The organism is Bradyrhizobium sp. 62B (genome assembly GCF_030272265.2).
Taxonomy (GTDB): Bacteria; Pseudomonadota; Alphaproteobacteria; order Rhizobiales; family Xanthobacteraceae; genus Bradyrhizobium.
This window is the reverse complement of sequence record NZ_CP092841.2, coordinates 4,971,131-4,997,893: the sequence shown is the minus strand read 5'-3', so window position 1 is coordinate 4,997,893 and position 26,763 is coordinate 4,971,131. Positions and strand designations below refer to the sequence as shown.

At 65.2% G+C, this 26,763-nt stretch carries 24 protein-coding genes and 1 pseudogene; 17 read left to right on the top strand and 8 right to left on the bottom strand.

Features of this window, described 5'->3' with window-relative positions; translation table 11 throughout:
• The first annotated feature begins 16 nt into the window (after positions 1-16).
• The 7 genes from ML401_RS23830 to ML401_RS23800 all read left to right on the top strand — a co-directional run bounded on the left by ML401_RS23830 (position 17) and on the right by ML401_RS23800 (position 8,986).
• Positions 17-1,168 carry a DegT/DnrJ/EryC1/StrS aminotransferase family protein gene (locus tag ML401_RS23830; RefSeq protein ID WP_285807107.1) on the top strand — a complete coding sequence of 384 codons (1,152 nt, stop codon included), beginning with the start codon at positions 17-19 and terminating at the stop codon, positions 1,166-1,168.
• A gap of 185 nt (positions 1,169-1,353) precedes the next feature.
• Positions 1,354-2,880, top strand: a complete 1,527-nt coding sequence (gene murJ, locus ML401_RS23825) for a murein biosynthesis integral membrane protein MurJ (protein ID WP_285807106.1) — start codon at positions 1,354-1,356, stop codon at positions 2,878-2,880.
• Positions 2,881-3,031: 151 nt separating this feature from the next.
• Positions 3,032-3,481 carry a c-type cytochrome gene (locus tag ML401_RS23820; protein ID WP_285807105.1) on the top strand — a complete coding sequence of 150 codons (450 nt, stop codon included), beginning with the start codon at positions 3,032-3,034 and terminating at the stop codon, positions 3,479-3,481.
• 344 nt (positions 3,482-3,825) lie between these two features.
• Entirely contained in the window at positions 3,826-4,215 is a 390-nt protein-coding gene (locus tag ML401_RS23815; protein ID WP_285807104.1) for a DUF1127 domain-containing protein, read from the top strand.
• Between the two features lie 283 nt (positions 4,216-4,498).
• The gene (locus ML401_RS23810) at positions 4,499-6,808 is read left to right on the top strand and encodes a xanthine dehydrogenase family protein molybdopterin-binding subunit (protein WP_285807103.1); all 2,310 of its coding nucleotides are present in this window, start codon (positions 4,499-4,501) and stop codon (positions 6,806-6,808) included.
• A 148-nt stretch (positions 6,809-6,956) separates the two neighbouring features.
• Positions 6,957-7,403 (top strand): cytochrome c, encoded by a 447-nt coding sequence (locus tag ML401_RS23805; protein ID WP_285807102.1) that lies wholly within the window; start codon positions 6,957-6,959, stop codon positions 7,401-7,403.
• Between the two features lie 299 nt (positions 7,404-7,702).
• On the top strand, positions 7,703-8,986 hold the full coding sequence (locus ML401_RS23800) for a cystathionine gamma-synthase family protein (RefSeq protein ID WP_211419786.1): 1,284 nt from the start codon (positions 7,703-7,705) through the stop codon (positions 8,984-8,986).
• A 73-nt stretch (positions 8,987-9,059) separates the two neighbouring features.
• On the opposite strand, the gene ML401_RS23795 is transcribed toward ML401_RS23800, so the two are convergent.
• Positions 9,060-9,476 (bottom strand): CHRD domain-containing protein, encoded by a 417-nt coding sequence (locus ML401_RS23795; protein WP_194403308.1) that lies wholly within the window; start codon positions 9,474-9,476, stop codon positions 9,060-9,062.
• Positions 9,477-9,631: 155 nt separating this feature from the next.
• Between ML401_RS23795 and ML401_RS23790 the strand changes: the two genes are divergently transcribed.
• The gene (locus ML401_RS23790) at positions 9,632-10,570 is read left to right on the top strand and encodes a cytochrome c (RefSeq protein WP_285807101.1); all 939 of its coding nucleotides are present in this window, start codon (positions 9,632-9,634) and stop codon (positions 10,568-10,570) included.
• Positions 10,571-10,579: 9 nt separating this feature from the next.
• On the opposite strand, the gene ML401_RS23785 is transcribed toward ML401_RS23790, so the two are convergent.
• Both ML401_RS23785 and ML401_RS23780 read right to left on the bottom strand, forming a co-directional pair.
• The gene (locus tag ML401_RS23785) at positions 10,580-10,825 is read right to left on the bottom strand and encodes an Lrp/AsnC family transcriptional regulator (protein ID WP_018317369.1); all 246 of its coding nucleotides are present in this window, start codon (positions 10,823-10,825) and stop codon (positions 10,580-10,582) included.
• A 96-nt stretch (positions 10,826-10,921) separates the two neighbouring features.
• Positions 10,922-12,901: a PAS domain-containing sensor histidine kinase gene (locus tag ML401_RS23780; protein ID WP_285807100.1), complete on the bottom strand. Its 1,980-nt coding sequence runs from the start codon at positions 12,899-12,901 to the stop codon at positions 10,922-10,924.
• Positions 12,902-13,173: 272 nt separating this feature from the next.
• Between ML401_RS23780 and thiD the strand changes: the two genes are divergently transcribed.
• The 4 genes from thiD (at position 13,174) to ML401_RS23760 (ending at position 17,235) form a co-directional block, all read left to right on the top strand.
• Entirely contained in the window at positions 13,174-13,974 is an 801-nt protein-coding gene (gene thiD, locus ML401_RS23775; protein WP_285807099.1) for a bifunctional hydroxymethylpyrimidine kinase/phosphomethylpyrimidine kinase, read from the top strand.
• 344 nt (positions 13,975-14,318) lie between these two features.
• Positions 14,319-15,131 carry a UDP-2,3-diacylglucosamine diphosphatase gene (locus tag ML401_RS23770; protein WP_285807098.1) on the top strand — a complete coding sequence of 271 codons (813 nt, stop codon included), beginning with the start codon at positions 14,319-14,321 and terminating at the stop codon, positions 15,129-15,131.
• Between the two features lie 13 nt (positions 15,132-15,144).
• Complete coding sequence (locus ML401_RS23765; protein WP_285807097.1) at positions 15,145-16,188, top strand: glycosyltransferase family 1 protein; 1,044 nt, start codon at positions 15,145-15,147, stop codon at positions 16,186-16,188.
• Between the two features lie 63 nt (positions 16,189-16,251).
• The gene (locus ML401_RS23760; RefSeq protein ID WP_259214336.1) at positions 16,252-17,235 is read left to right on the top strand and encodes a threonine/serine dehydratase; all 984 of its coding nucleotides are present in this window, start codon (positions 16,252-16,254) and stop codon (positions 17,233-17,235) included.
• A 114-nt stretch (positions 17,236-17,349) separates the two neighbouring features.
• On the opposite strand, the gene ML401_RS23755 is transcribed toward ML401_RS23760, so the two are convergent.
• Positions 17,350-19,152 carry a caspase family protein gene (locus ML401_RS23755; RefSeq protein WP_285807096.1) on the bottom strand — a complete coding sequence of 601 codons (1,803 nt, stop codon included), beginning with the start codon at positions 19,150-19,152 and terminating at the stop codon, positions 17,350-17,352.
• Positions 19,153-19,316: 164 nt separating this feature from the next.
• Here ML401_RS23755 and ML401_RS23750 point away from each other — a divergent pair, with 164 nt between their 5' ends.
• A complete protein-coding gene (locus ML401_RS23750; protein WP_285807095.1) occupies positions 19,317-19,760 on the top strand; it encodes an RbsD/FucU family protein in 444 nt (147 codons plus the stop codon).
• Here the strand turns inward: ML401_RS23750 and ML401_RS23745 are convergent.
• Positions 19,757-20,140, bottom strand: a complete 384-nt coding sequence (locus ML401_RS23745; protein WP_285807094.1) for a glyoxalase — start codon at positions 20,138-20,140, stop codon at positions 19,757-19,759. The genes ML401_RS23750 and ML401_RS23745 overlap by 4 nt on opposite strands.
• Positions 20,141-20,288: 148 nt before the next feature.
• Between ML401_RS23745 and ML401_RS23740 the strand changes: the two genes are divergently transcribed.
• Entirely contained in the window at positions 20,289-20,648 is a 360-nt protein-coding gene (locus ML401_RS23740) for a hypothetical protein (protein ID WP_211419776.1), read from the top strand.
• A gap of 13 nt (positions 20,649-20,661) precedes the next feature.
• Here ML401_RS23740 and ML401_RS23735 read toward each other — a convergent pair.
• Both ML401_RS23735 and ML401_RS23730 read right to left on the bottom strand, forming a co-directional pair.
• Positions 20,662-21,014: pseudogene (locus ML401_RS23735) on the bottom strand (ADP-ribosylation/crystallin J1).
• Positions 21,015-21,023: 9 nt separating this feature from the next.
• Positions 21,024-22,472, bottom strand: a complete 1,449-nt coding sequence (locus ML401_RS23730; RefSeq protein ID WP_285807093.1) for a hypothetical protein — start codon at positions 22,470-22,472, stop codon at positions 21,024-21,026.
• A 75-nt stretch (positions 22,473-22,547) separates the two neighbouring features.
• Between ML401_RS23730 and ML401_RS23725 the strand changes: the two genes are divergently transcribed.
• On the top strand, positions 22,548-23,744 hold the full coding sequence (locus ML401_RS23725; protein WP_285807092.1) for a major facilitator superfamily domain-containing protein 6: 1,197 nt from the start codon (positions 22,548-22,550) through the stop codon (positions 23,742-23,744).
• Here the strand turns inward: ML401_RS23725 and dgcA are convergent.
• Entirely contained in the window at positions 23,714-24,709 is a 996-nt protein-coding gene (gene dgcA / locus ML401_RS23720; protein WP_285807091.1) for an N-acetyl-D-Glu racemase DgcA, read from the bottom strand. The two genes, ML401_RS23725 and dgcA, sit on opposite strands and share 31 nt — an antisense overlap.
• Positions 24,710-24,843: 134 nt before the next feature.
• On the opposite strand from dgcA, the gene ML401_RS23715 reads away from it, so the two are divergent.
• Both ML401_RS23715 and ML401_RS23710 read left to right on the top strand, forming a co-directional pair.
• Positions 24,844-25,977 carry an ABC transporter permease gene (locus ML401_RS23715; protein WP_285807090.1) on the top strand — a complete coding sequence of 378 codons (1,134 nt, stop codon included), beginning with the start codon at positions 24,844-24,846 and terminating at the stop codon, positions 25,975-25,977.
• A 2-nt stretch (positions 25,978-25,979) separates the two neighbouring features.
• The gene (locus ML401_RS23710; protein ID WP_285807089.1) at positions 25,980-26,762 is read left to right on the top strand and encodes an ABC transporter ATP-binding protein; all 783 of its coding nucleotides are present in this window, start codon (positions 25,980-25,982) and stop codon (positions 26,760-26,762) included.
• The last annotated feature ends 1 nt before the right edge of the window (position 26,763 follow it).

Sequence of the window (26,763 nt, the reverse complement as noted above, 5' to 3'; positions counted from 1 at the left end):
CGCCAAGAACCAGACAATGAACCAGCATCTGCGTTCCGAACCCATTCCCTTCATCGACGTTGCCTCGCAGCGCCGCCGGCTCGGCGCCTCGCTCGATGAGGCCGTCAAGCGCGTGATGGACCATTGCCAGTTCGTCAACGGCCCTGAGGTGTTCGAGCTCGAGAAGCAGCTCGCAGCCTATAGCGGCGCCAAGCACGTGATCGGCTGCGCCAGCGGCACCGACGCCATTCTGATGGTGATGATGGCGAAGAATGTCGGGCCCGGCGATGCCGTGCTGTGTCCGTCCTTCACCTTCATCGCAACGGCCTCGCCGGTAGCGCGGACTGGGGCTACGCCCGTCTACGTCGATGTCGACGAGACCACCTTCAACATGAGCCCGGAATCGCTCAAGCGCGGCATCGCGACCGCGCGCAAGGCCGGGCTCAAGCCGGTGGCGGTGATTCCGGTCGACCTGTTCGGCCAGCCCGCCGATCACGACGCCATCGCCGAGATCGCCAGGGCCGAGGGCCTGTTCGTGCTCGATGACGCAGCGCAAGGCTTTGGCGCCAGCTACAAGGGCCGCAAGCTCGGCACCTTCGGCCTCGCCACCGCGACCAGCTTCTTCCCGGCCAAGCCGCTCGGCTGCTTCGGCGACGGCGGCGCGATCTTCACCGATGACGACGAGCTCGCGGCGACCCTGCGCAGCATCCGCGTGCACGGGCAGGGCGTCGACAAATACGACAACGTCCGCCTCGGCCTGACCGGCCGGCTCGACACCATGCAGGCCGCGGTCCTGATCGAGAAGCTGAAGATCTTCGACGACGAGATCGCCGCCCGCAACAAGGTTGCGGAGCGCTACGCGCGTGGCCTCTCCAACGTCGTCACCGTGCCGCGCCTCGCGCCCGGCAACACCTCGGTCTGGGCGCAGTACACGATCCGCCTGCCCAAAGGTACCGACCGCGACGGCTTCGCTGCCGCGCTGAAGGCCCGGGGCGTGCCGACCGCGATCTATTACGGCAAGTCGATGCACCAGCAGACCGCCTACAAGCAGTATCCGGTCGCCGAGGGCGGCCTTCCGGGTTGCGAGAGCCTGTCGCAAGACGTCATCAGCCTGCCGATGCACGCCTATCTGACCGAAGCCGACCAGGAACGCGTGATCGCCGCCGTGCGCGGCGCGCTGGCGGGCTGATTTCTTTCCCTCTCCTCTTGTGGGAGAGGGTGGATCGCCGCGTAGCGGCGATTGAGCTTGCGTCTACCCTCGGCGCTGCCCTCTCCCACAAGGGGAGAGGGCACAGCAACGGGCATCGTCGCTGCAATCGACTTCTGTGGCCGCTTCCACCTAGACCTAATCGCGCCATGCTCTAAAACAGACGCATGCTCGGACGCATCTTCACGGTCGGTGGTTACACGCTGCTCTCGCGGCTGACGGGATTTGCCCGCGACATCATGCTCGCGGCGATCCTCGGCGCCGGCCCGGTGGCCGATGCCTTCTTCGTGGCGCTGCGGCTGCCCAATCATTTCCGCGCGATCTTCGCCGAGGGCGCCTTCAACGCCGCCTGGGTGCCGGCCTATGCCCATGTCCATGGCGAGAAGGGGGAGGCGGCGGCACATCTGTTCGCCGACCGTATCTTTACGTTGCTGCTGGCCTCGCAGATGGTGCTGCTGCTCGTCGCCTGGCTGTTCATGCCGCAGGCCATGAGCATCCTGGCGCCAGGCTTTTCCGAGGACGCCGAGCAGCGCAGGCTCGCGATCGAACTGACCCGGATCACCTTTCCCTATCTGCTCCTGATCACGCTGGTGACGCTCTATGGCGGCATGCTCAACGTGATGCAGCGCTTTGCCAGCGCAGCGGCGGCGTCGATCTTCCTCAACGTCGCGATGATGATGACGCTGGCGGTTGCGGTCTGGTTTCCGACCGCAGGCCACGCCGCCGCCTGGGGCGTCCTGATCTCGGGCTTCCTGCAATATTTCCTGCTTGCCGGCGATCTCGCCCGTCATGGCGGCCTGCCGCGCTTTGCGCCATTGAAGCTCGACGAAGACGTCCGCGGCTTTTTCAAAGCGCTGGGACCTGCGACACTGGGCTCCATGGGCACCCAGGTCGCGCTGTTCGCCGACACCATCATCGCGACTTTCCTGCCCGCGGGCGCGCTGTCGGCGCTGTACTATGCCGACCGGCTCAACCAGCTTCCGATCGGCGTGATCGGCATCGCCATCGGCACCGTGCTGCTGCCGGAGATGTCGCGGCGGATCACGGCCAACGACCTCGACGGCGCGATGAAGGCGCAGCGCCGCGCCTTCGATTTCACGCTGCTGTTCTCGATCCCGTTCGTCGCGGCCTTCCTTACCGTGCCTGACGAGATCATGCGCGCGCTGTTCGCCCGCGGCGCATTCTCCAAGGCCGATGCGGTCGCCGCGGGCGGCACGCTCGCGGCTTATGCGATCGGCCTGATCCCCTTCGTGCTGATCCGTAGCGCGGTCGCGACCTTCTATGCGCGCAAGGACACCGCGACGCCGGTGCGGGCATCCCTGACCGGCATCGCCGTCAACGTTGCCCTCAAAGTCGCCTTGATGGGATCGCTCGCCCAGATCGGCCTTGCGCTCGCCACCGCCGTCGGCGTCTGGACCAATCTGTTGCTGGTGCTGTTCTTCGCCGTGCAGCGCGGTTTCCTCGTGCTGGACCGAGCCTGGCTGATGTCGCTCGGCAAATTCCTGCTGATTGGCATCATCCTCGCGATGGCGTTCTGGCTGATCGCGCGCTTCAGCGGTCCCTCGTTAGGCTCGATGCATTTCCGTGACGAGGTGACGCTGGTGTTGCTCGCCGCCGGCGGCACCATCGTCTATGCGCTCGCGATCCTCGTTTTGTTCGGCCGCAGCTGGCTGGTCTCGCTGGTGCGCGGTTAGGCGCGGTCGCAAGCTTTTTCAAAATCCCGTCCGCGTCCGCCCGAACCCGGGTCGGATCGGAGCGCGCGTAAGCCAGTCTTGATGTGGGTCAAACTGCCGGCGGGCGAAGTGGCTAGGAGTAGGGGCTTGCTGGCCAGCGTCGGAGCAGGACATGGTAAAATCTGCTGTGAAATGTTTGATCATTACCGGTCTTGCCGCTGGTTTCGCCGCAGCGGCTCAGGCCGAAGATTTCGACGTCGGCAAGTCGGAATTTCAGGCGTCGTGCGCGAGTTGCCACGGTGCGGATGCCAGAGGCAAGGGACCGGTGAGCGGCCAGTTGAAGACAGCGCCTGCCGATCTGACGATGCTGGCCAAGAACAACAACGGCGTGTTTCCCACGAACAACATCTATGAAGTCATCGATGGGATGAAGACAATTCCCGCTCACGGCACGCGTGAGATGCCAGTTTGGGGAGAACGATTCAATCCCATCATCAACTTGCCTCACTATGTCGATCCGTCCTATTGGCAGAAAGCCGGACCGGAGCAGAGCCCGGAGGTCGTCGTGCGAAAACGTATCCTCTCCGTCGTCGATTATCTCGGCCGTATTCAGCAAAAGTAGCCGCCGGCACGTATCGAGTTCGCTTGCCTGTCCTGCTGCAGCGCCTCCCCGCGGAAGATGATCCGAGGGCCTTGCAGGTGCATCCGCCGAAACGAGGCGCTCGCCTGAAGGATGTAGGCAGCCCCTCCACATCTCTTGATTTTGCGCGATTGCCGTGCTATTCGCAGCCCATGACCAAATGCTCGTGCACCGTCAACCGCAACCACATGACCCGCTTCGGCTGGGCCGTGGGAGGAGTCGTGCGCTAGGAATTCAACGACATCTTTTCCACCAGGCCCCGCCGGCATCGGACGGGGCCTTTTTTGTGGCCACGCTCCCTGCCGGCTCAACAGCAGGAGCATCCGATGCCACCTCAACTGACGAACATATCACCCGGGATAGAGGGCGATGCCGCAAGGCGCGGCCTCAATCTCTCCATTGTGCAAGCGAAGAGCGCGGTCGACCAGGCGTTGGCAGCACGGCTCAAGGCATCGGCCGCGGCTCTGGAAACCGCTTTGCACGACAAGAATGCCGCCGGATCCGCGACGCGAAGCGTTTTGGGTCTGCTCAATCAGTATTGGAAGGCGCTTTTGCAGAGGCGCGAGCGATCACAGGTCAGCCTCCATGATCTGAACGACCGGGAGCTGATGGATATCGGCTTGACGCGCGGTGAGATCGACTGCATCGCACCCGGACGCGCGATCGATGCGCTCAGGGATCGAACAAGGTATCTGTTGAACCGTGGTGGGATGTAGGTGATCAACCATCGGAGAGGGCATGCGCTTTGCGAACAAGCGGCGGTCAGCGTGGCCGCTTGTTCAAGCATGCATGCACGGCAGGTAAGTTTGGCAACTATCGTGCCTCGGTCGGGATCGATCTTCACCGAGAAATGACCGAGCTGCGACTTTTCCGTCTCATCGCCTCCGACAGGGGCAGCATGCCGACCTTTCGAGGGTGGGCGTGCCCAATCCCCGTTTGCCTTGCCGGTTTTTCCACGGCAATATGCCCGCAAAACAACCATGAGAACGGGAAGATAAAATGGCGGCTCCCATCAAGTTCGGCGTTGGCCAAAGCGTGCTGCGCAAGGAGGATGACGCGCTCATCCGCGGCAAGGGCCGCTATACCGACGATTACGCGCCGCAGGCCGCGCTGCGCTGCCTGATGCTGCGCTCGCCGCACGCGCATGCCAAATACACCATCGATGCAAGCCGTGCCCGCGGCATGCCCGGCGTTGCGCTGATTTTGACCGCGGATGACGTCGCCGATCTCGGCAATCTGCCGTGCCTGTTCAATCTCGAGACCGATCCGTTCACCGGTCCGCCATACCCGATCCTCGCCAAGGACGAGGTTCGCCATGTCGGCGATTCCATCGCCTTCGTGGTCGCCGAGACCATCGACCAGGCCCGCGACGCGATCGAGGCGATCGAGGTCAAATGGTCGCCGCTGCCGGCGGTCACCGGTGTCGTCAACGCCGTGAAGAAGGGCGCGCCGCAAGTCTGGCCCGACAAGGCCGGCAACGTGCTGTTCGACGTCTCGATCGGCGACAAGGCGGCGACCGAAGCTGCCTTCGCCAAGGCGCATGCGATCGCCGAAATCTCCATCGTCAATCCGCGCGTGGTCGCGAGCTTCATGGAGACGCGCGCCGCGGTCTGTGAATACGATTCCAAGCGCGACTATCTGACGCTGACGATCGGCAGCCAGGGCAGCCATCGCCTGCGCGACATCCTGTGCCAGAACGTGCTCAACATCCCCACCGACAAGATGCGGGTGATCTGCCCCGACGTCGGCGGCGGCTTCGGCACGAAATTGTTTCCGTATCGCGAATACGCCCTGATGGCGGTTGCGGCCAAGAAGCTCAAGAAGACGGTGAAATGGGCGGCCGACCGCACCGAGCATTTTGTGGGCGACGCGCAGGGCCGCGACAACGTCACCACCGCCAAGATGGCGCTGGCCGAGGACGGCAAGTTCCTCGCGATGGATTGCGACCTCATGGGCGACATGGGCGCGTATCTGTCGACCTTCGGGCCCTACATTCCGCACGGTGGTGCCGGCATGCTGCCGGGGCTCTACGACATCCAGGCCTTCCATTGCCGGGTGCGCACCATCTTCACCCACAGCGTGCCGGTGGACGCCTATCGCGGCGCAGGCCGGCCCGAGGCGGCCTATGTCATCGAGCGCCTCGTCGATGCCTGCGCGCGCAAACTCGACATGACGCCGGATGCCATCCGCCGCAAGAATTTCATCCCGCCGAAGGCGCTGCCGTACAAGACGGCCACGGGCAAGGTCTATGATTCCGGCGACTTCGCCGCGCATCTCAAGCGCGCGATGGAGATCGCCGAGTGGAAGGAATTTCCAAAGCGCGCCAAGGCGGCCAAGAAGGGCGGCTTGATCCGCGGCATTGGGCTTGCGAGCTATGTCGAGATTTGCGGCGTGATGGGTGAGGAGACAGCCAATGTCCGCCTCGATCCCAACGGCGACGTCACCGTGCTGATCGGCACGCAGTCGAGCGGGCAGGGCCACCAGACCGCCTATGCCCAGATCGTCGCCGAGCAGTTCGGCGTCGCGCCGGAACGGGTCCACGTCCGCCAGGGCGACACCGACGAGATTGCCACGGGCCTCGGCACCGGCGGCTCGGCCTCGATCCCCTCCGGCGGCGTCAGCGTCGAGCGTGCGACGCGGGAGCTTGGGCAAAAGCTCAAGGAGATCGCGGCGCAGGCGCTGGAGGCGGGCGCCGGCGACCTCGAGATTTCCGAAGGCGTGGTGCGCATCGCCGGCACCGACCGTTCGATCTCGTTCGCCGATCTCGCCAAGCGGCCCGGCGTCGATCCCTCGAAGCTGAACGGCAGCGCGACCTTTGCCAGCGCCGACGGCACCTATCCCAACGGCACCCATGTTGCGGAGGTCGAGATCGATCCGGCCACCGGCATCATCAAGATCGTCAACTACGTGATCGTCGATGATTTCGGCAAGACGCTCAATCCGCTGCTGCTGGCCGGCCAGGTCCATGGCGGCGCCATGCAGGGCATCGGCCAGGCCCTGATGGAGCAGGTGGTCTATGGCGCAACCGACGGCCAGCTCATCACCGCGACCTACATGGACTACGCGCTGCCCCGGGCGGCGGATGGTCCCGCCTTCGTGTTCGAGACGGCCAACGTCCCCTGCAAGACCAATCCGATGGGCGTGAAGGGGGCGGGCGAGGCCGGCGCGATCGGCTCCTGTCCGGCCGTCGTCAACGCCATCGTCGATGGGCTCTGGCGCGAATACAAGATCGACCACATCGACATGCCGGCGACCCCGGAGCGGGTATGGATCGCGATCAGCGAACACCATCGCCGTCACAGCCTGTAATACCAGGCAGACGCGCACGCGTTTGCTTAACCCATCAGCCGGAGTGCGACGATTTATCGTCGCACTCCCGATGGAATGAAATCTGCCAATCGGTGTTGGCCCATTCAGGGGTCGGCACGATCCTGCATCAGGGAAAGGGATTTTGCGAATGAAGCGAATGTTGGTTGTCGGGGGCGCGCTGCTGCTCGGGATGGGTGCCGTCTGGGCGCAACAGGATTCCGCCAAGGAAGCTCAGATGCTCATGAAGGGCAACGGCAAGAATGCCGGCGCGATGTCGGCGATGGTCAAGGGCGAGAAGCCCTACGACCAGGCCACGGTGGACAGCGCGCTGGCGCAGTTCGAGGATACCGCCAAGAAGCTGCCGACCCTGTTTCCGGCCAGCGCCAAAGGCGCCAAGCTCGACGGCGACTACTCGACCTCGCCGAAGGTCTGGGAGGACAAGGCCGGCTTCGACGCGAAGATCGCAAGCTTCGCCAAGGTCGTCGGCGAGGCCAAGGGCAAGATCAAGGATCTGGACTCGCTCAAGGCGAACATGCCTGCCATCGGCAAGGAATGTGGCGGCTGCCACGAGACTTACCGCGTGAAGAACAGCTGAGGCGGTACTTTCGTAGACCGGATGAGCGAGGCGATATCCGGGGCTTCCAGCCAAGCTCATAGTCTGTCCCGGATGTCGCTTCGCCCATCCGGGCTACAGACTCAATTTGAATGATGAAGGGCGGTTGCGAAAGCAGCCGCCCTTTTTCCGTCCGCAAGGTCTGACGGATCGCCGTCCGAGCGGTTATGTTCGCAGCAACGGCCGTGGCGTTGATGTGAGTCGGCTCGTCTTTTTCGACTGCCTCATGACATCAGGAGTTCCAGCGCGCGGCGAGGATCTCAATCAAAGCGAGTCAGGCCATGGTCAAACCGTTTCCGTCGAAGACGCACATCGGCAATCACATGCTGCATCCTGAAACGCTGATGCTGACCTACGGCTATGATCCGCAGCTGTCGGAAGGCGCCATCAAGCCGCCGGTGTTCCTGACCTCCACCTTCGTATTCAAGACGGCCGATGACGGGCAGGACTTTTTCGACTTCGTCGCCGGCCGGCGCGAGCCGCCGGAAGGCATGGGCGCGGGCCTCGTCTATTCGCGTTTCAATCATCCCAACAGCGAGATCGTCGAGGACAGGCTCTCGATCTACGAGCGCACCGAGAGCTGCGCGCTGTTCTCGTCCGGCATGGCGGCGATCTCGACCACGATCCTGGCTTTCGTCCGCCCCGGCGACGTCATCCTGCACTCGCAGCCGCTCTATGGCGGGACCGAAACGCTGCTGACCAACACGCTGGCGCGTCTGTCGATCGGCGCCGTCGGCTTCGCCGACGGGATTGACGAAGCCACCGTCAAGCAGGCCTCGGAAGAGGCGATGGCCAAGGGCCGCGTCTCGATGATCCTGATCGAGACCCCGGCCAACCCGACCAACGGCCTGGTCGATGTCGCCATGATCCGCCGCATCGCCGATGCCATCGGAAAGGCGCAGGGACACACGCCGATCATCGCCTGCGACAACACGCTGCTCGGGCCAGTGTTTCAGCGGCCGATCGAGCACGGGGCGGACCTGTCGCTGTATTCGCTGACCAAATATGTCGGCGGTCACTCGGACCTGATCGCGGGGGCCGCGATGGGCTCGAAGGCGATCATGAAAGGCATCAAGGCGCTGCGCGGCGCCATCGGCACCCAGCTCGATCCACATTCCTGCTGGATGATCAACCGCTCGCTCGAGACGCTGAGCCTGCGCATGGAGAAGGCCAACGACAATGCGCGGCTCGTGGCGGATTATCTGCGCGATCATCCCAAGGTCGCCAAGGTCCACTACCTCGGCCACCACGAGGAATCCTCACCGGCCGGGCGGGTGTTCGCACGGCAATGCCTGGGTGCGGGGTCGACCTTCTCGTTCGACATTGTCGGCGGCAAGGAGGCCGCCGTGAAATTCCTCAACGCGCTGCAGATCCTCAAGCTGGCGGTGAGCCTCGGCGGCACCGAGTCGCTTGCGAGCCTGCCCGCGACGATGACGCATTCCGGCGTTCCCGCCGACATCCGCCGCAAGATCGGCGTGTTGGATTCCACGATCCGGCTGTCGATCGGCATCGAGAACCCCTCGGACCTGATCGCCGATCTCGCGCAGGCGCTGAACGCGGCCTAGAGTGCAACGGAATCGAAAAGGCCGGGCGCCCCCTCCTGCGCCCGGCCTTCGTGCAACGAAGCAACCTTGAGGCTTACTTCGTCACCTGACCGCGGATCTCGCCGCCCGGGTTCGCCGCGGTGTGGATGTTGACGTAGAGCTTGCCGCCGAGCAGATCGGCAGCCTGCGCGTCGGTGAGCGTCGCTTCGCCCTTCACGGGGCTGGCGGTCGCATTCGGAATCGCGATCGCCACGCCGGCGTTCTTGCCGGCCTCGGCAGGTCCGTGGAAATGGGCGGCGGTGGCGGGGCCGGAGAGGCCGGAATAGGTGACGGTCCAGGACAGCTTCTTGCTGGCGGCATCATAGTTCAGGTCCGCTGTTCCGGTGCCGCTGCTGGTGGTTGCCGGCACCTCGGACTTGCCGTCGAGCGTTGCTTTGAGCTTTTCGGCGCTGGCCGGGCCGGCGAAGCTGATGGCACCGAGCGCTAAGGCGGCAATGATGGTCTTGTTCATGACACTCTCCCTGCTGAACCCATTCGGGCTGCCAAACTTCCAACAGCCGGCATTTCAGTTTATTCCCGTTTCCGGCAAGGGCGGGCTAAATTCTTCGTGGTTGGAGCCGCGACGACATCGGTCATAGGTTCGCCGCGACGAGTGAATGGATGGGCATGTTGCAACGAACAATTCTCGCAGGCCTGCTCGCCGCGGTCATTGCCGCGGGGGTCTATTGGTGGCTCAGCGCGCCAAAGGTGGCGGCCGCGGGCCATGCGCCGGCCCATGCGGCAAACCTTGCCAATGGCGAGGTGATGTTCAACGCCGGGGGCTGCGCGTCCTGCCATGCGACGCCGGACCAGCCCGATCGTGGCAGGCTCGGCGGCGGCGTCGCGATCAAATCGCCGTTCGGAACGTTCTACGCGCCGAACATCTCGCCCGATCCGAACGATGGCATCGGCAAATGGACGGACACCGACTTCGTCAACGCGGTGATGCACGGCGTCTCGCCGGGCGGGCAGCATTATTTTCCCGCCTTTCCCTACACCTCCTACCGGCATGCCAGGCGCGAGGACGTGCTCGATCTCTTTGCCTATCTGAAGACGCTTGCGCCCGTGACCGGCAAGGTGCGCGACCATGACATGCGCTTTCCGTTCAACATCCGGCGTAATGTCGGCATCTGGAAATTCCTGTTCCTGGACGACAAGCCGCTCATCGTCGACGCCGGCAAGTCACCGCAGTTCAATCGCGGCGCCTATCTCGTCAACAGCTTTGGCCATTGCGCCGAATGCCACAGCCCGCGCAACGCGCTGGGCGGCATCATCGCGGGCCAGCGCTTTGCCGGCGGGCCCAATCCGGAAGGCGAGGGCTGGGTGCCCAACATCACCCAGAAGCGCCTCGGCGAGTGGAGCGTGAAAGATATCGCCTATTTCCTCAAGAATGGCGAATTGCCCGACGGCGACAGTGTCGGCGGTGCGATGACGCGCGTGATCAAGAACACCTCGCAATTGCCCGAGGAAGACATTGCGGCGATGGCGGACTACCTCAAATCGCTGCCGCCTGTGGAAGGCCCGCCGCGGCCCAAGCGCAAGGAAGCCGGCAAGGACGCCGGCTAATTGCGCGCCCTAGCTGGCGCCAAACGCCTTGAAGGTGATGATGGTGAGGGTGTCCTGGATGCCCGGCAGCACCTGCACCTTCTCGTTGACGAAATGGCCGATGTCGGTGTCCTTGTCGACGTAGAACTTCACGAGAAGGTCGTATTGGCCGGCCGTGGAGTAGATCTCGGAGGCGATCTCGGCTTCGGCAAGCGCATTGGCCACCGTGTAGGACTGGCCGAGCTTGCATTTGATCTGGACGAAAAAAGGAACCATCGCGGGCACTCCGAAAGCGTATCTGGCAGCTAATAGGCCAAAACCGGCATGGTTTAGCAAGCGGACTTGCCGGCCGCCAGATGCCGGCCCGAAGCTTTAGAAGGCCACGGCCGCCGCGGCGAAGGCGTCCCTGAGCCGCTGGGCGAGCTCGACCTTGCGATAGGGCTTGGTCAGCACGATCGCCTGCGCATGCGCGCGGCCTTGCTCGACCAGGGTCTCCAGCGCGTAGCCCGAGGTGAACAGGACCGGCAGCGAGGGGCGAATCCGCCGCGCCTGATCGGCGAGCTCCCAGCCGCTCATGCCGCCGGGCATCACGATGTCGGTGAACAGCATGTCGATGCTGGGGTCGGTGCGCAGCTGCTGCAACGCCTCCTTGCCGTTGACCGCGGCGACGACGCGATATCCGAGCGCCTCAACCCTGCGAATGACGGAGGAGCGGACGAACGGATCGTCCTCTGCGATCAGGATGGTCTCGTATCCGCGCGGGGCCGCGTCCTCGCCGTCGGACAGGTCGGTCTGTGATTGTCCGGTGTCCGCGCGCGGCAGGTAGATCCGGACCGTCGTCCCAAGGCCTTTCTCGCTGTAGATCGAGACATGGCCGCCTGATTGCTTGGCGAAGCCATAGACCATGCTGAGGCCGAGACCGGAGCCCTTGCCGACCTCCTTGGTCGTGAAGAACGGCTCGAAGGCGCGCTGGGTGACCTCCGGCGTCATGCCTTCGCCGTCGTCGCTAATCGAGATCAACGCGTAGGCCCCGGATGCGACTTCGGGCTGAGCGGTGCGATAGTCGTCGTCGAGCGCAGTCAACTCCGTGCTCAGGGTCAGGTGACCGCCGGCCGGCATCGCATCCTGCGCGTTGAGCGCAAGGTTCAGCACGGCGGATTCCAGCTGGGCGCGATCTGCGAAGGCCAGGATCGTGCCGGGCCGGGAGGCCGTCTTGATCTCGATGTCTTCGCGCAAGGTGCGCTTGAGCAGCTTGAACATGGATTCGAGCAGGCCCCGGCAATCGATCGTCTGCGGCTGCAGCAGCTGGCGGCGGCTGAACGCGAGCAGGCGCTGCGTCAGCTCGGCACCGCGCTCGCCCGACTGGGAGATGTCGTCTGCAAAGCGCCGCAGGTCGGGCCTCGCCTTGAGCTGCTCGCTCAGATGCTCGGCGTTGCCGATGATGACGGTCAGGAGATTGTTGAAGTCGTGAGCGATGCCGCCGGAGAGCTGGCCGACCGTCTCCATCTTCTGCGCCTGCTGCAGCTGCCGCTCGGTCAGCTTGCGGGCGGTCAAATCGTGGACGATGCCGACGAAGATCAATTCGCCGTCCTGCCGCGCCTGGCCGACCGACACGTCCATCGGGAAGGTCGATCCGTCCTTGCGCAGGCCAGTGGCTTCGCCGGCGGTCGCGAATTGCCTCGCCTGGCCGTCGGGCGCAGCGCCGGCCTCGGGCATCAGCATCGTGACGTTCCGGCCCATCACCTCGTCGGCGGAGTAGCCGAACAAGCGCTCGCAGGCCGGATTGAACAGCAGGACACGGTCCTGCGCGTCGAACAGGATGACGCCGTCGACCGCGGTCTCGACGATGGCGGTGAGGCGCGTCACGCTCTCGCGCATCGCACGCTGCGCGTCGCTGACCTGCTGGAGCAGCAGCGTGGCGTCGCGGCTCTTGATCTCCTCCTCCTCGAGCGCGGCCTGGACCTGGCGCAGCTCGAACGGCGAGGGGATCGTCAGGATCTTCGGCAGCAGCGGCCACAGCGCGCCCGCCGTGACCACGGATGCCACCGCGGTCGCCGCCTTGACGATGCCTTCGATGCCATAGATCGGGACCCACAGCGTGTAGATCGACAGCACATGGGTCAGGCCGCACGCCATGATGAAGATCGCGAAGGCCCAGTAGACCCAGCCGAATTTGAGGTCGCGCCGCTTGGTGACCAGAATGGCGAGCGCAAAGGGAATCGAAAAATAGGCGGCGGCGATGCAGGCGTCGGCCACGACGTGAAGCCAGATCAGCTCGGGTTCCCACAACAGGCAGATGCCGTGCGGCGAAAGCACGAACGAGTCGAGGAGACGTTCAAAAAAGGCCCACATCGTTCCACCCAAAGATTCCGTTCCGGACGGCTTGCGGGCCAGGGCGACCCGCGATATCGGTGTCGCCGGACAGTTCCACCATTGACGTCTCACGCATCGGCGAAGCAGTTCGAGACTATACCAAGGGTTCGCCGCGGGCGCATTTCCATGCCGCACGATTGCGGCGCCGCGCGCCGCGAATCACGGCCGGCCGCGGCGGGCGCTTGCCGGTGTTCCACGGTCGCGCTAGGACAGGCCATGGCGGTTTCACCATCCAGCAAATGTGTCCGGCGATGACGACCCCGGTCGCACTCACCATCGCGGGTTCCGACTCGGGCGGCGGCGCCGGGATCCAGGCTGACCTGAAGACATTTGCCGCGCTCGGCGTCTACGGCGCGTCCGTCATCACGGCCTTGACCGCGCAGAACACGCGCGGCGTCACCGGCATCCACGCCGTGCCGGCGGCGTTCGTCACCGAGCAGATGGATGCGGTGTTCTCCGATCTCGACGTCGGCGCGGTGAAGATCGGCATGGTGGCCCAGGCCGCCAGCATCGATGCGATCGCGGCCGCGCTGTCGCGCTGGTCGCCGGGGCATGTCGTGCTCGATCCCGTGATGGTCGCGACGTCAGGGGACCGGCTGCTCGCCGCGGAAGCCGTCGATGCGCTGCGCACGAAACTGATGCCGTTGGCATCGGTGATCACGCCAAACCTGCCGGAAGCCGCGGCCTTGCTCGACGAGCCGGTCGCGGCAAGCGAAGCGGAGATCGAAAGCCAGGGACGGCGCCTGCTGGCGCTCGGCTGCCGTGCGGTCCTGATCAAGGGCGGGCACGGCGAGGGCGCCGAGAGCATCGACTATCTCGTCAGGGACGAAGCAACGATCGCGCTCGCCGCACCGCGCATCGCCACCCGCAACACCCATGGCACCGGCTGCTCGCTATCCTCGGCGGTCGCGGCGGGGCTCGCCAAGGGCGAGGATCTGGAAACCGCCGTCCGCAACGCCAAGACCTGGATCAGCGCCGCGATCGCCGCCGCCGACCGCTTCGGCGTCGGCCACGGCCATGGGCCGGTCCATCATTTCCACGGATTCTACTGAGGCGGGCTTGCTGAACCTCTCCCGGTTGCGGGAGAGGTCGCGCCCAACGGGTCGCGCCGAAGGCGCGCCCCGATGACAGGCTCCGCCGCGGGTGAGGGCTCCCTCCTCTTGGGAAATCCCACTGGGGGAAACACCCTCTCCCGCAAGCGGGGTGGAGCGCACTTAACCAAGGGCTTCCAACGAGAATCTATCTCTGAGTCCCCCCTGCGGCGCCATGTCGCCTGATTGTCGCATGCGACTGATATTCGCGGGGAGGGCGAGGCAAGGCGTGATTCGTAGCTGAAGGTGCCTCAAAAGTTCAATCGGTCATCCCCCTGTCACGGGACATTGTTACAGGCTGGCGCATGGGAAGTTACGATGTGAGTGACGAGAGCCCGGAGCGGCGCTTTCGCACGTTGTTCATCTCCGACGTTCATCTCGGAGCCCGCGGTTCTCAAGCCGACCTTCTGCTCGACTTCCTGCGTTACCACGATGCCGACACGATCTATCTGGTCGGTGACATCGTCGACGGCTGGGCGCTGAAATCGAGCTGGCACTGGCCGCAATCCCACAACGATCTCGTCCAGAAGCTTTTGCGCAAGGCGCGCAAGGGCGCCAAGGTCATCTACATCCCCGGTAATCACGACGAGTTCCTGCGCAATTATTACGGCACGCATTTCGGCGGCATCGACGTGGTCGAGAACACCGTGCACACCGGCGCCGACGGCAAGCGCTACCTCGTCATCCACGGCGACATCTTCGATCTCGTGGTGCAGAACGCGCGATGGCTCGCCCATCTCGGCGACAAGGCCTACGATTTCGCGATCCAGATGAATCGCTTCGTCAACTTCTTCCGCCGCCTGTTCAAGGCGCCCTATTGGTCGCTGTCGCAATGGGCCAAGCAGAAGGTCAAGAACGCGGTGAATTATATCGGCGCGTTCGAGCAGGCGCTCGCCGCCGAGGCGCGGCGTCACGATGCCGACGGCGTGATCTGCGGCCACATCCACTACGCCGTGATCCGCGACGAGGGCGGCATTCGCTACATGAATTGCGGAGACTGGGTCGAGAGCTGCACGGCGCTCGTCGAGCATGACGACGGTCATTTCGAGATCATCACTTGGGCGGATCATCTGCAGAAGCCGGCAGACGTTCCCCAGGTTGCAGCCAGAGCTGCATGACAGAGGTCGCCTGATGCGCATCCTGGTCGCGACCGACGCCTGGCACCCGCAAGTCAATGGTGTGGTTCGGACGCTGACCAAACTCGCTGACGCCGCGGAGGCGCTCGGCGTCCAGTTCACGTTCCTGACGCCGCAATCGTTCCGCACCTTTGCGATGCCGAGCTATCGCGACGTGCGGCTGGCCATGCCGCGCCCGGCACGGATTGCCAAGCTGATCGAGGAGGCGCGGCCGGACAGCATCCACATTGCGACGGAGGGGCCGATCGGCCTGATGGTCCGCCGCTATTGCCGCCAGCGCAGGCTGCCGTTCACGACCAGCTTCCACACCCGCTTTCCCGAATATGTCCGCGCCCGCGTGCCGGTGCCGGGCTCGCTGATCTGGCGCGCGCTGCGCCGTTTCCATGCCCCCAGCCGCGCCGTGATGGCGGCAACGCCGGCGCTCGCCCGCGAGCTGACCGAGCGCGGCTTCGATAATGTCGTGCTGTGGCCCCGCGGCGTCGACACCCATGTGTTCCATCCGCGCGCCATCGACCTCTGCCTGCCGGCACCGGTGTTCCTGTCGGTCGGCCGCGTCGCGGTGGAGAAGAATCTCGAAGCGTTCCTTGAGCTCGATCTGCCCGGCACCAAGGTGATCGTCGGCGACGGCCCGGCCCGCGCCGCGCTGGAAGAGGCCTATCCCGATGCGATCTTCCTCGGCGAGAAGCACGGCGAGGCCCTGGCGGAGATCTATGCGGCCGCCGATGTGTTCGTCTTGCCGAGCAAGACCGACACGTTCGGCCTGGTCCTGCTGGAGGCGCTGGCGAGCGGCCTGCCGGTCGCAGCCTTCCCGGTGAAGGGACCCCGCGACGTGATCGGCGACGCTCCGGTCGGCGCGCTCGATCACGACCTGCGCAGCGCCTGCTTCGCGGCGCTCGATGTCTCCCGGCAGGACTGTGTCGAATTCGCCGCCAATTACACCTGGGAAGCCTCGGCGAGGGCCTTTGTCGACAGTATCCGGGCGGTAGGGGCTGTGCTGCCGGGCCGGAACGGTGCGGAACAGCCGCGTTTCGTCGCCTAAGGGGAAGATTTCCTCGCGCGGAGGTGTCTTGCCCGCGGCTCGATGGCCGCGATAAGGTCAGCCATGACCGAACAGCTTCTCCCGATCGGCCCTGCCGACATCGATGCCGCCGCGCGTGTCATCGCGCCTTACGCCATCCGCACCCCGCTGCTGTCCTTTCCGGTGCTCAACGAGCGCGTTGGTGCGAAAGTGTTTTTGAAGCCGGAGATGCTCCAGCGCACCGGCTCCTTCAAGTTCCGCGGCGCCTTCAACAAAGTGTTCTCGATCCCGCAGGACAAGCGCGCCGGCGGCGTCGTCGCGTTCTCCTCCGGCAACCACGCCCAGGGCGTGGCGGCGGCGGCAAAAATCCTCGACATGCAGGCGACCATCGTGATGCCCGCGGATGCGCCGCTGTCCAAGCGCGAGCGCACCAAATCCTACGGCGCCGAAGTCGTGCTCTATGATCGCGACAAGGACGACCGCGAGGCGATCTCGCGCGGCATCGCCGAGAAGCGCGGTGCGACGCTGGTCAGGCCTTATGACGATCCCTTCGTGATCGCAGGGCAGGGCACTGCCGGCCGCGAGATCGCCGAGGACATGGCGGCTCTCGGCCTCAGCCCTGACATCGTGGTGGCGCCGGCCTCCGGCGGCGGCCTGATCGCGGGCGTCGCGACGGCCGTGAAGGCGCGCTATCCCCAAGCTGAGATCGTGGTGGCCGAGCCCGAGGCGTTCGACGATCACGGCATTTCGCTGACCGCAGGCCATCGCGAGCCGCATGGCCCCGCAGGGCGCACCATTTGCGATGCGCTGATGGCGCTGATCCCCGGCGAGATGACCTTTGCGATCAACAGCAAGCTACTCGCGCGTGGCGTCACGGCGTCGGACAAGGAAGTCGGCGCTGCCGTCGCGTTCGCCTATCGCGAGCTGAAGCTGGTGGTCGAGCCCGGCGGAGCCGTCGGTCTTGCCGCACTGCTCGCCGGCCGCCTCGACGTCGCCGGCAAGAACGTCGTCATCGTGCTCTCGGGCGGCAATGTCGACGCGGATCTGTTTGCCGAGCTGGTGGCTTAGTCGTCATTCCGGGGCGCGCGTGAGCGCGAACCCGGAATGACGACCTCCAAGAGCCGCCATGTAGAAGGGGCAGAGCGCTTGCGCTCTGCCCCTATATCGTTTTGCTTGCGGCGATCAGCGCGTGAAACCACGGTGGTTGTTGCCGCCGCCCATGCTCGGGGCCTGGTTCATCGACTGGCGGAAATTGTTGCCACCGTTGTTGACCATGCGGTTGGTCGCATTGAACTGCGGGCGGTTGTTATTCTGCACCTGCACCTTGTTCACCGGAGTGTTGTTGATCTTCACACCGTTGTTGACGCGGATCGGATTGTTCTGGGTCTGAACGACCGGCTTGGTCTCGACATTCGTGCCGCCCTTGCCGACATTCACCGGCATGCTCACGATCTTGCCAGGCTTGCCGTTGATGTTGCCGTTGACGTTGCCGACGTCCGGCTTGTTGTTGGTCGCAGGCAAGGTCACGATCTTGCCGGTACCGCCGTTGTTGGGCGTGTTGGTCGGCGCAGGCATGGTGACGATCTTGCCCGGGGTCTGCGACGGCGTGCCGTTCTGCTGGTTCGGCTGGTTGTTGTTGCCCGCCGGCAGGTTGACGATCTGGCCGCCATTGCCGGGCTTGCCGATGACATTTCCATCGACCGGCTTCTGCACGATGGGCAGGTTGCCATTGCTCTGGCCACCACCATTACCCTGCTGCAGCGGCATGTATTTGGGCTGGCCGAGATTGCCGATCTTGAAGGTCGGGGCAATGTTCTGCGGAGCCAGGAACTTGGTCGCTTGCATCAGGGGGATCTGCTTCGGCTGCACCTGCAGCTTCAGCGCCATCTGCGCATAGGGGCTGTTGCCGTAGCTGTCGTAGAAGCTCTTGTAGCCGAGCGGCGAGTTCACGAGCACCGCCTTGTGCCAGGCCTGCGAGAGCAGGATGTTGTTGAGCAGCCAGCGGACGTGGTCGCACAGCGGGTCGTGCGGATACATCTGGATGAACTCCTGATAATATTCCGGCCGGCCCTCGGACACGACGTAGTCATAGGCCTGGCGCGTCGAGCGGCTCGGCAGATTGGCGGCCATCTGCACGACGGGCGCTTTGACCGGCGCGCGGTTGGCGGCGACCACGGTGTCACCGAAGAAGGTGAAGTCCGAGGTGAGCGAGGAGCTCTCCCACGGGATCTGCGCGCCGCTGGTGGTCTGGTTCACCTGCAGGCGGACGCGCTTGAACAGCTGCTCGATCGGCACGTTGGGCTCGCGCGCGACGTTCAGGAAGGCCTGCGTGTACGGGCTGTGGCCACCGGTGCCGTCGAGCGCTTCGGCGCCCGGCGCGGTCGAGTAGCCGACGATCGATCCGTTCGGCGCATCGACGATGGCAAGGCCGCGGCCGGCATCATTGACGGTCGGGAACGGGTTGTTGCGGCAGGCATCGAGGATGACGATGCGCATGCGGCTCGGGATCGTCTCCAGCGTCGACATCACGTCGACGAGGCGCACCGAATTATTGACGAGCTCAGTAGGGTTGGACACCTTCGCATCGACGGGAACGAGATAGTTCTCGCCGGCGAGCTGCACGCCGTGGCCGGCGTAGTAGACCATCGCCACCGTGTTCGGGCCGCGCGCGGAGACTCTTGCGGAGAAGTCCTGCACCACGCGCAGCATGTCGTTTTGGGTCAGGTCGGTTGCGGCAACCACCTCGAAGCCGGCGGAGTTCAGGAACTGCGCCATGGACTGCGCATCATTGTCGGGATTTTGCAGCTGCGGGGCGTTCTGGTAGTTCGAATTGCCGATCACCAGGGCAACCCGCTGCTCCGGGCCCTGCAGCGCGGTGGGGGCCGGCTCGACCGGGGCAACTTGCGCGGAAACAGGGCCGCAGGCGAAGCCGAACAGGCTTCCCACAAGGCTGGCTGTCATCAGCAGAGGCTTTAGGCGGAACATGGCGTGCTCCTTTGGCACTGATCTCGATACGAGATTGGTTGCGACGAAGCCTGACCGCGTTCGAGCTTGAGGTCCGTGATCCCAGTCACCATGATGGCCTCCGTGATCTGAATCACGCTTGGAACCTGCTATGGTGAACGATCGCTAAGAGGAACCGCCGTCACATGCTGAAATCGATCGATCCGATCCTGACGCCCGACCTGCTCTGGCTGCTGGCCTCCATGGGCCACGGCGACGATCTCGTGGTCGTCGATGCCAACCACCCGGCGACGCACATCGCCCGCTCGACATCGTCGCAGCGCCTGATCCAGCTCCCGGGCATGACGATGGAGGCGGCCGTCCGCGCCATCATGTCGCTCTATCCGCTCGATGATTTCGATCCAGATCCGGTGCGCGTGATGATGCCGGTCGACGATCCCGATCGCGTGCCCGACGTGCAGCGCGCGGTGCTGGCCGAGATCGAACGCGCCAGCGGCGGCGCCATTGCTCCCGGCAGGCTCTCACGGGCGGATTTCTATCGCGCGGCGGCGGCGGGCTTCGGCGTCGTGCAGGTCGGCGACAGCAGGGGTTACGGCTGCTTCCTGATCAGGAAGGGCGTGATCAGCTAGCCGGCTTGGCGCATCAGCTCCGAGGGCCAGCCGATGCGGACGAGGAGACCGTCGGGGCCGTTGATGCCGACCTCATACATGCCCCATTCACGGTGACGCAGCACGCCGCCGGGCCGGATGATGAGATCATCCACGCGCGCGGCAATGACCTCGACATCGGGCGTGCGAATGAACACGCCGAAGGGATTGCGTTCCGGCACGCGCCACGGGCCGTCGCCGGCTTGCGTGAGATGCACCTCGCAATCCCAGCCCCTCATGATGACGTAACCGGCATCGCCGCCCGTGCGCGCGAAGCCGAGACGTTCCCAGAAGGGAATCGCAGCGGGAAGATCGTTGCTGGGAACGATCGCAAATGCGCCGACGGGCGGGCTCTCAGGCATTCGGTCACTCCGGAACATTCAAGCTGTCCGCACAGCGTTCACGCTGCGCGTTGCAAGTCTATCGCAGCGGCTGATCGGCAGAAGCGGCGAAACGTCCCGCACTCGAATTTGAATGGCGCGCTTGCACCTGACTGTCTATGTTCGCGCCATGTCTCGCCTTATGTGTCTATTTGTTGCCATCGTCCTGTCGCTACTGCCGGTCGTCGCGTCCGCTGCGTCAACGCAAAAGCGCCCAAAGCAGGCCTGGCAGGGCTACGGCTTCCTGCCGGGCTATCGCCAGCCCTTGAGCAACAGCATTCCGCTCTACAAGCAGAAGGACGCGATGCGCCGAATGTCGCGCGCCGATCGGCGTCACTGGTACATCGATCCGGTTCCGCAATATTACCGCTGGGACGGCGAGTGGCACTATTTCGGCCGCCCCGGCTTCAACGGCGGCCGCTACAACGGCGGCAGCTTCGGCCCGTGCTGGACGCGCACGCCGATCGGAGCGGTGTGGAATTGCGGGTGATCTCGCGCGCGGGCTAGGGAAAGCTGCGGACGACCTCGATTGTGCCGACGATCGCGGCATGAATGCATCGAGGTCTTCGGCCGGAATCCAGTACTCCAGATGGTCGCGGCCGCCCGCCTCTTGCACGGCGTACTTCGCAATGAAGCTGCAGTCGACCTCGAAGCGCGTCACGAAACCCTCGCCGCTCGCCGGCACGTTCCAATCACGCGCGATCTTGATGGCATAGTCTTCCGTCAGCACCGGATAGAAGATTGGCTGGTCGGGCAGACGCGGCGGAAACGCGCGCATGCCGGAATTCTGGATCAGTTCCAGCTCTTTCGGTCCGACAGGGCGCCAGAGGGTGATCGTGTCTGCGGTGTCGGACATGGACGCCCTTTACGAGAAGAACGCGATCTTCTCGGCCTGGGTCATGCGGCGGATCGGAGCGAGCGGGTCATTTGCCGGCGCGCGGGGCTTTTGCAGGATGCCGCTGGCGAGGATGGTGGCGCCGAGCGAGGGCTCCGGGGCCGGCGGCAGTGACGTGGCCGGCGCCGCGGCGAAGATGGCGGTGGCTGCCATCGCCGGGGCCTGCTGCTCCATCACTTCGGCGGCGGCCTCCGCAATGGCGTCGGTGAGGCGCGCGAGCGAGTCCAACGCGATCGGTGCGTCCGCCGGGTGTTCTTCCACGACAGTGGCGGCGACAGGCTCCGGTGCGACCGGCTCGGCAAGCTCGGCGGCGACGGGCGCTGCGGTCTCCGCTTGCACCGGCTCCGGAACAGCCGCGTCCATCTCGACCGGGGCGATGATCTCGTCGAACTCCGGATCGGGCGCGGCCATCTCGAGCGCAATGGCCTCGAGCACGGCGTCGTCCTCGGCCTGCGCGGCCGCATCGACCGCGAAGGCGGCATCCGCATCGACGGCAGGCTCGGTCGCCGGCGCCTCAAACGAGATCTCGTCATGCGCGGCAGCTTCGGGCGCGACGGTCTCCGGCGCGACCTGGTCGAGCGCGATGTCTTGAACGGCGACCTGGCTTTCGGCTGCCATCTCCGTCGCGGCGGCCTTATCCACTGCCAGCTCGTCGAGTGTCTGCTCGTGCAGTGCCTGCTCGGCCGCGGCGGACGCTTCGGCAATGCCGGTCGCTGCCATTGCGGCTTCGGGCTCGACACTTGCCGCGACGTCCTGCGGCGGCTCCGTAACAGCCACGGGTGCTTCGCTGGTCATCGCCGCAGGCGCGGCCTCGACGGGCGCTTCGGCGACGGATGACGGCACGTCTTGCATCGGAGTGGGGGGCGCCGCCTGCGGCGTTGCGCCGCCCTCGGTCTGGTCGACCCGATCCTTGAGGAGATCGAAGGCGATCTTGAGCTCGACCCGGGGGTCGATGGTCGAGGCCTGTCCGCAGGCGGACTCGATCGAGGCGAGCTGCGAATCAATGAGGTCGCAGATTCGCCCGTCGGCGCCGATCTCGCGCCAGCGCCAGGAGATCTCCTTGATGATGCGCACCCCGCGCGGGATCGGCGCGAGGCTCGCCTCGATCGCTGCGGGGTCGAAGGCAGCAAGCGCAATGGTCTCGGCCTCGCGGATCGCGCGGCGGATCTCGATCAGCGCCTCGGGCAGGCGGTCCTCGACGACGGGTTGCCGCTGCGCCGCAAGGGTTTCCTCGATCTTCGCGACCGCGTCGAGCACCATGCGCGTGTCGGCATTGCGGTTGCGCTTGGCGTATTCGCCGAGGAACCAGCGGCCGCGCGCCGTCTCCATGAAGGCTTCGCGGATCGCGTCGTAATCCTGCTCGTTCGGCTCCGCTGCGCGGGCAGACATAGGCGAGAGTGCGAATGCTTCGTTGGCCATGGCGATCTCGTCGCGCAAATCAGTGCGCGTTAATGTAACGATCACCACGATATCGACCGAATCGCAATTGGTTTGATGCAGTCCGAATCACAAATCCCCACCGCGGCAGCCAGGAAGCGGCGATTCGCCGTCAGTCTCGCCCTGTTCTACTCGGCCGTCTTCGCGGTCTCGGGCACGCATCTGCCGTTCTTCCCGGTGTGGCTGAAGGCGATCGGCATCGACGCGGCCTGGATCGGGCTCATCAACGCGCTGCCGGCGATCACGCGTTTCACCACCTTGCCGCAGGTGACCGCCTTTGCCGAAAAGCGACACGCCATCCGCGCCGCCATGATGCTGTCGGTGCTGGCGACCGCGATCGGATTTGCGGCGGTCGGCCTGCAGCAGCAGCCCTTGGCGCTGTTCCTGATCTACGCGCTGACCTGCATGATGTGGACGCCGACGATGCCGCTGACCGATGCCTATGCGCTGCGCGGCGTCGCTCGCTACGGGCTCGATTACGGACCGTTGCGGCTGTGGGGCTCGGCGGCCTTCGCCGCCGGCTCGCTCGCCTGCGGCTATCTCATCGACGTCATCGCGCCGCGCGACCTGATCTGGATCATCGTCGCCTGGGCCGTCGTTGCTGTCGCAGCCAGCCTGCTGCTGCAGCCGCTCGATGATGTCAGGCGCAAGACGGCGGAGAGGCATGCCGGCAAGGCGCTGCTGCGCGATGCCGGCTTCTGGGCGATCATCGTCTCGGCGGCGCTGATCCAAGGCAGCCACGTCGCCTATTACACCTTCTCGGCCATCAACTGGCAGCTCCATGGCATCAGCGGGCTGACGATCGCGGGCCTGTGGACGCTGGGCGTGATCGCGGAGATCGTCGTCTTCGCACTGTCGCCGCGCTTCTCGCTGCATCCCTCCACCATGATCGCGATCGGAGGCTTAAGCGCAGTGGTGCGCTGGATCGTCACCGCGAGCGAGCCGCCGCTGGCGCTGCTCGCGATCGTGCAGCTCGGCCATGGCCTCACCTTCGGCATGACCATCGTCGGCACGATGAACCTCCTGGTGCAGCGCGTGCCCTCGCATCAGATCGCGCGCGGTCAGGGCTATTATGCCGCGTGCAACGGTCTCCTCGGCGCCACGACCTCGATCGCGTCAGGCGCGATCTACGCCCGCATCGGCGACGGCCTGTATTACGTCATGGCGGCGATGGCCGCCGGTGGCGCGCTGCTGATCTGGTCGGCGCGGCACCGGCTCATGGCTCAGCCCCAGAGCGAGACGTCCGGTGGATAGACCAGGCTGTCGTCGTAACGCAGCCCATGGTCGCGGTCGCGGGCCAGCAGCAGCGGGCCGTCGAGATCGACGAAGCGTGCCTGCGGCGTCACCAGCATGGCGGGGGCCATCGACAGCGACGTCGCGACCATGCAGCCGATCATGATCTCGAAGCCGAGCGCCTGCGCCGCATCGGCCATCGCCAGCGCCTCGGTGAGGCCGCCGGTCTTGTCGAGCTTGATGTTCACGGCGTCGTAGCGGTCGCGCAAGGGCGCAAGCGAGGAGCGGTCATGCACACTCTCGTCGGCGCAGACCGCGAGCGGCCGCTTGATCCGTGCCAGCACCGCGTCCTTGCCCGCCGGCAGCGGCTGCTCCACCAGCGTGACACCGACGGCGGCGCAGGCGGCGAGGTTGGCTTCCAGATTGGCCTCAGTCCAGGCCTCGTTGGCATCGACGATCAGCTCGGATTCGGGCGCGGCCTTGCGCACCGCCGCGATCCGCTCCGGATCGCCGTCGCCGCCGAGCTTGATCTTGAGCAGCGGCCGGTGCGCCGCCTTGGCGGTCGCGGCGGCCATGGCCTCGGGGGTCCCTAACGAGATCGTGTACGCCGTGGTGCGCTCGCCCGGCACCGGGCGCTCGAGCAGGTTCCAGGCCCGCTGGCCCGCCGCCTTGGCCTCGAGGTCGATCAGGGCGCAATCCAGGGCGTTGCGGGCCGCACCCGGCGCCATGGCGGCCTGCAGAGCCTGCCGCGAGATGCCATCGGCAACGGCCTGCTGCATGGCCTGGATGGCCGCCAGCGTCGCTTCGGGCGTCTCGCCATAGCGGGGATAGGGCACGCACTCGCCGCGGCCGGTCAGCCCGTTCCGGCTGACCTCGGCCATGACGGTCACGGCCTCGGTCTTGGCCCCGCGGCTGATGGTAAAGCTGCCCGCGATCGGGAAGCGCTCGATTCGCGTCGCCAGGGACGCAAATTTCATGGAAGTCATTTTGAACTCTGGCGAAATCTGAACCTGCTAGTTACCTCTAGCAACTAACATTAACCACTTGGGGATACCTTCTCTGGGTAAGGGCGCGTGCGCAACTCTCTGATTTTCTCCGCCCCGGTACGGGAGCGGACATCTTGAACAGCGATCCGAAGCTGGAACGGATTGCCAAGGGCAACGCGCTGGCACTTTGCGCCACTGGGACCTGGACCGCGAGCTTCGCGCCGGTCCTGGAACGGATGGTGGCCGACGCCGAGAAGCTCGCCGGCACCCCCCAAAGCATCTTCATCGACGTGTCCGAAGTCGCCAAGCTCGACACCTTCGGGGCCTGGCTGATCGAGCGGCTGCGCCGCAGCCTCACCAAGGGGCCGGTCGAGGCGCAGATCGCCGGGCTGTCCGCCAATTATTCCAGCCTCGTGGACGAGGTGCGGCGGGTCCGGGCGGGGGCCGAAATCGACAACAATCCGATCACCATCGCCGGCATGCTGGAGCAGATCGGCCGGGCCGTGGCCGGCGTCGGCGGGACGATCGCGGGGCTCGTCGACATGCTCGGCGCCGTGCTCGCGGCATGGTTTCGCGTCCTGATCCATCCGCGCTCATTCCGCCTGACCTCGACCGTGCATCACATGGAGCAGGTCTGCTGGCGCGCGGTGCCGATCATCGTGCTGATCACCTTCCTGATCGGCTGCATCATCGCGCAACAGGGCATCTTCCATTTCCGAAGATTCGGCGCCGACATCTTCGTGGTCGACATGCTCGGCGTGCTGGTGCTGCGCGAGATCGGCGTCTTGCTGGTCGCGATCATGGTCGCGGGGCGCTCGGGCAGCGCCTACACCGCCGAGCTCGGCTCGATGAAGATGCGCGAGGAGATCGACGCGCTGCGCACCATGGGCTTTGATCCGATCGAGGTGCTGGTGCTGCCGCGCATGATGGCGCTGGTGCTGGCGCTGCCGATCCTGGCCTTTCTCGGCGCGATGGCCGCGCTCTATGGCGGCGGGCTCGTGGCCTGGCTCTATGGCGGGGTCGAGCCCGAGGCCTTCCTGCTGCGTTTGCGCGACGCCATCTCGATCGACCATTTCATCGTCGGCATCGTCAAGGCCCCGGTCATGGCCGCCGTGATCGGCATCGTCGCCTGCGTCGAAGGGCTTGCCGTGCAGGGTAGTGCGGAATCGCTGGGCCAGCACACGACGTCGTCCGTCGTCAAAGGCATCTTCTTCGTCATCGTCATGGACGGCGTGTTCGCCATATTCTTCGCCGCGATCGGAATGTGACGATGGCGACAGAAGCTCAAAGCGAGATCCAAAACCCCATCATCCGCGTCCGTGACGTCACCGTGCAGTTCGGTTCAACGCGCGTGCTCGACGGCCTCGACCTCGACGTCAAGCGCGGCGAGATCCTTGGCTTCGTCGGTCCGTCAGGCGCAGGCAAATCGGTGCTGACGCGAACCATCATCGGCCTCGTGCCGAAGGTCGCGGGCTCCATCGAGGTGTTCGGCGTCGATCTGGATTCCTCCAACACCTCGCAGAGGCGCAACGTCGAACGGCGCTGGGGCGTCCTGTTCCAGCAGGGCGCGCTGTTCTCCTCGCTGACCGTGCGGCAGAACATCCAGTTTCCGATGCGCGAATATCTTCGCGTCTCGCAGCGGCTGATGGACGAGATCACCATGGCCAAGCTGGCCATGGTCGGCCTCAAGCCGGAGGTCGCCGAGCGATTTCCCTCGGAGCTTTCGGGCGGCATGATCAAGCGCGTGGCGCTGGCGCGCGCACTGTCGCTCGATCCCGACCTCGTCTTCCTGGACGAGCCGACCTCGGGCCTCGACCCGATCGGCGCCGGCGACTTCGACGAGCTGGTCAGGACGCTCCAGCGCACTTTGGGGCTGACAGTTTTCATGGTAACCCACGATCTCGACAGCCTTTACACCGCATGCGACCGCATCGCCGTTTTAGGGAGCGGTAAGATCATTGCGGCAGGGTCGATCGCCGACATGCAGGCCTCGCAGCATCCCTGGTTGAGGCAGTATTTCCATGGCAAGCGCGCCCGCGCGGTCATGGGTTGAG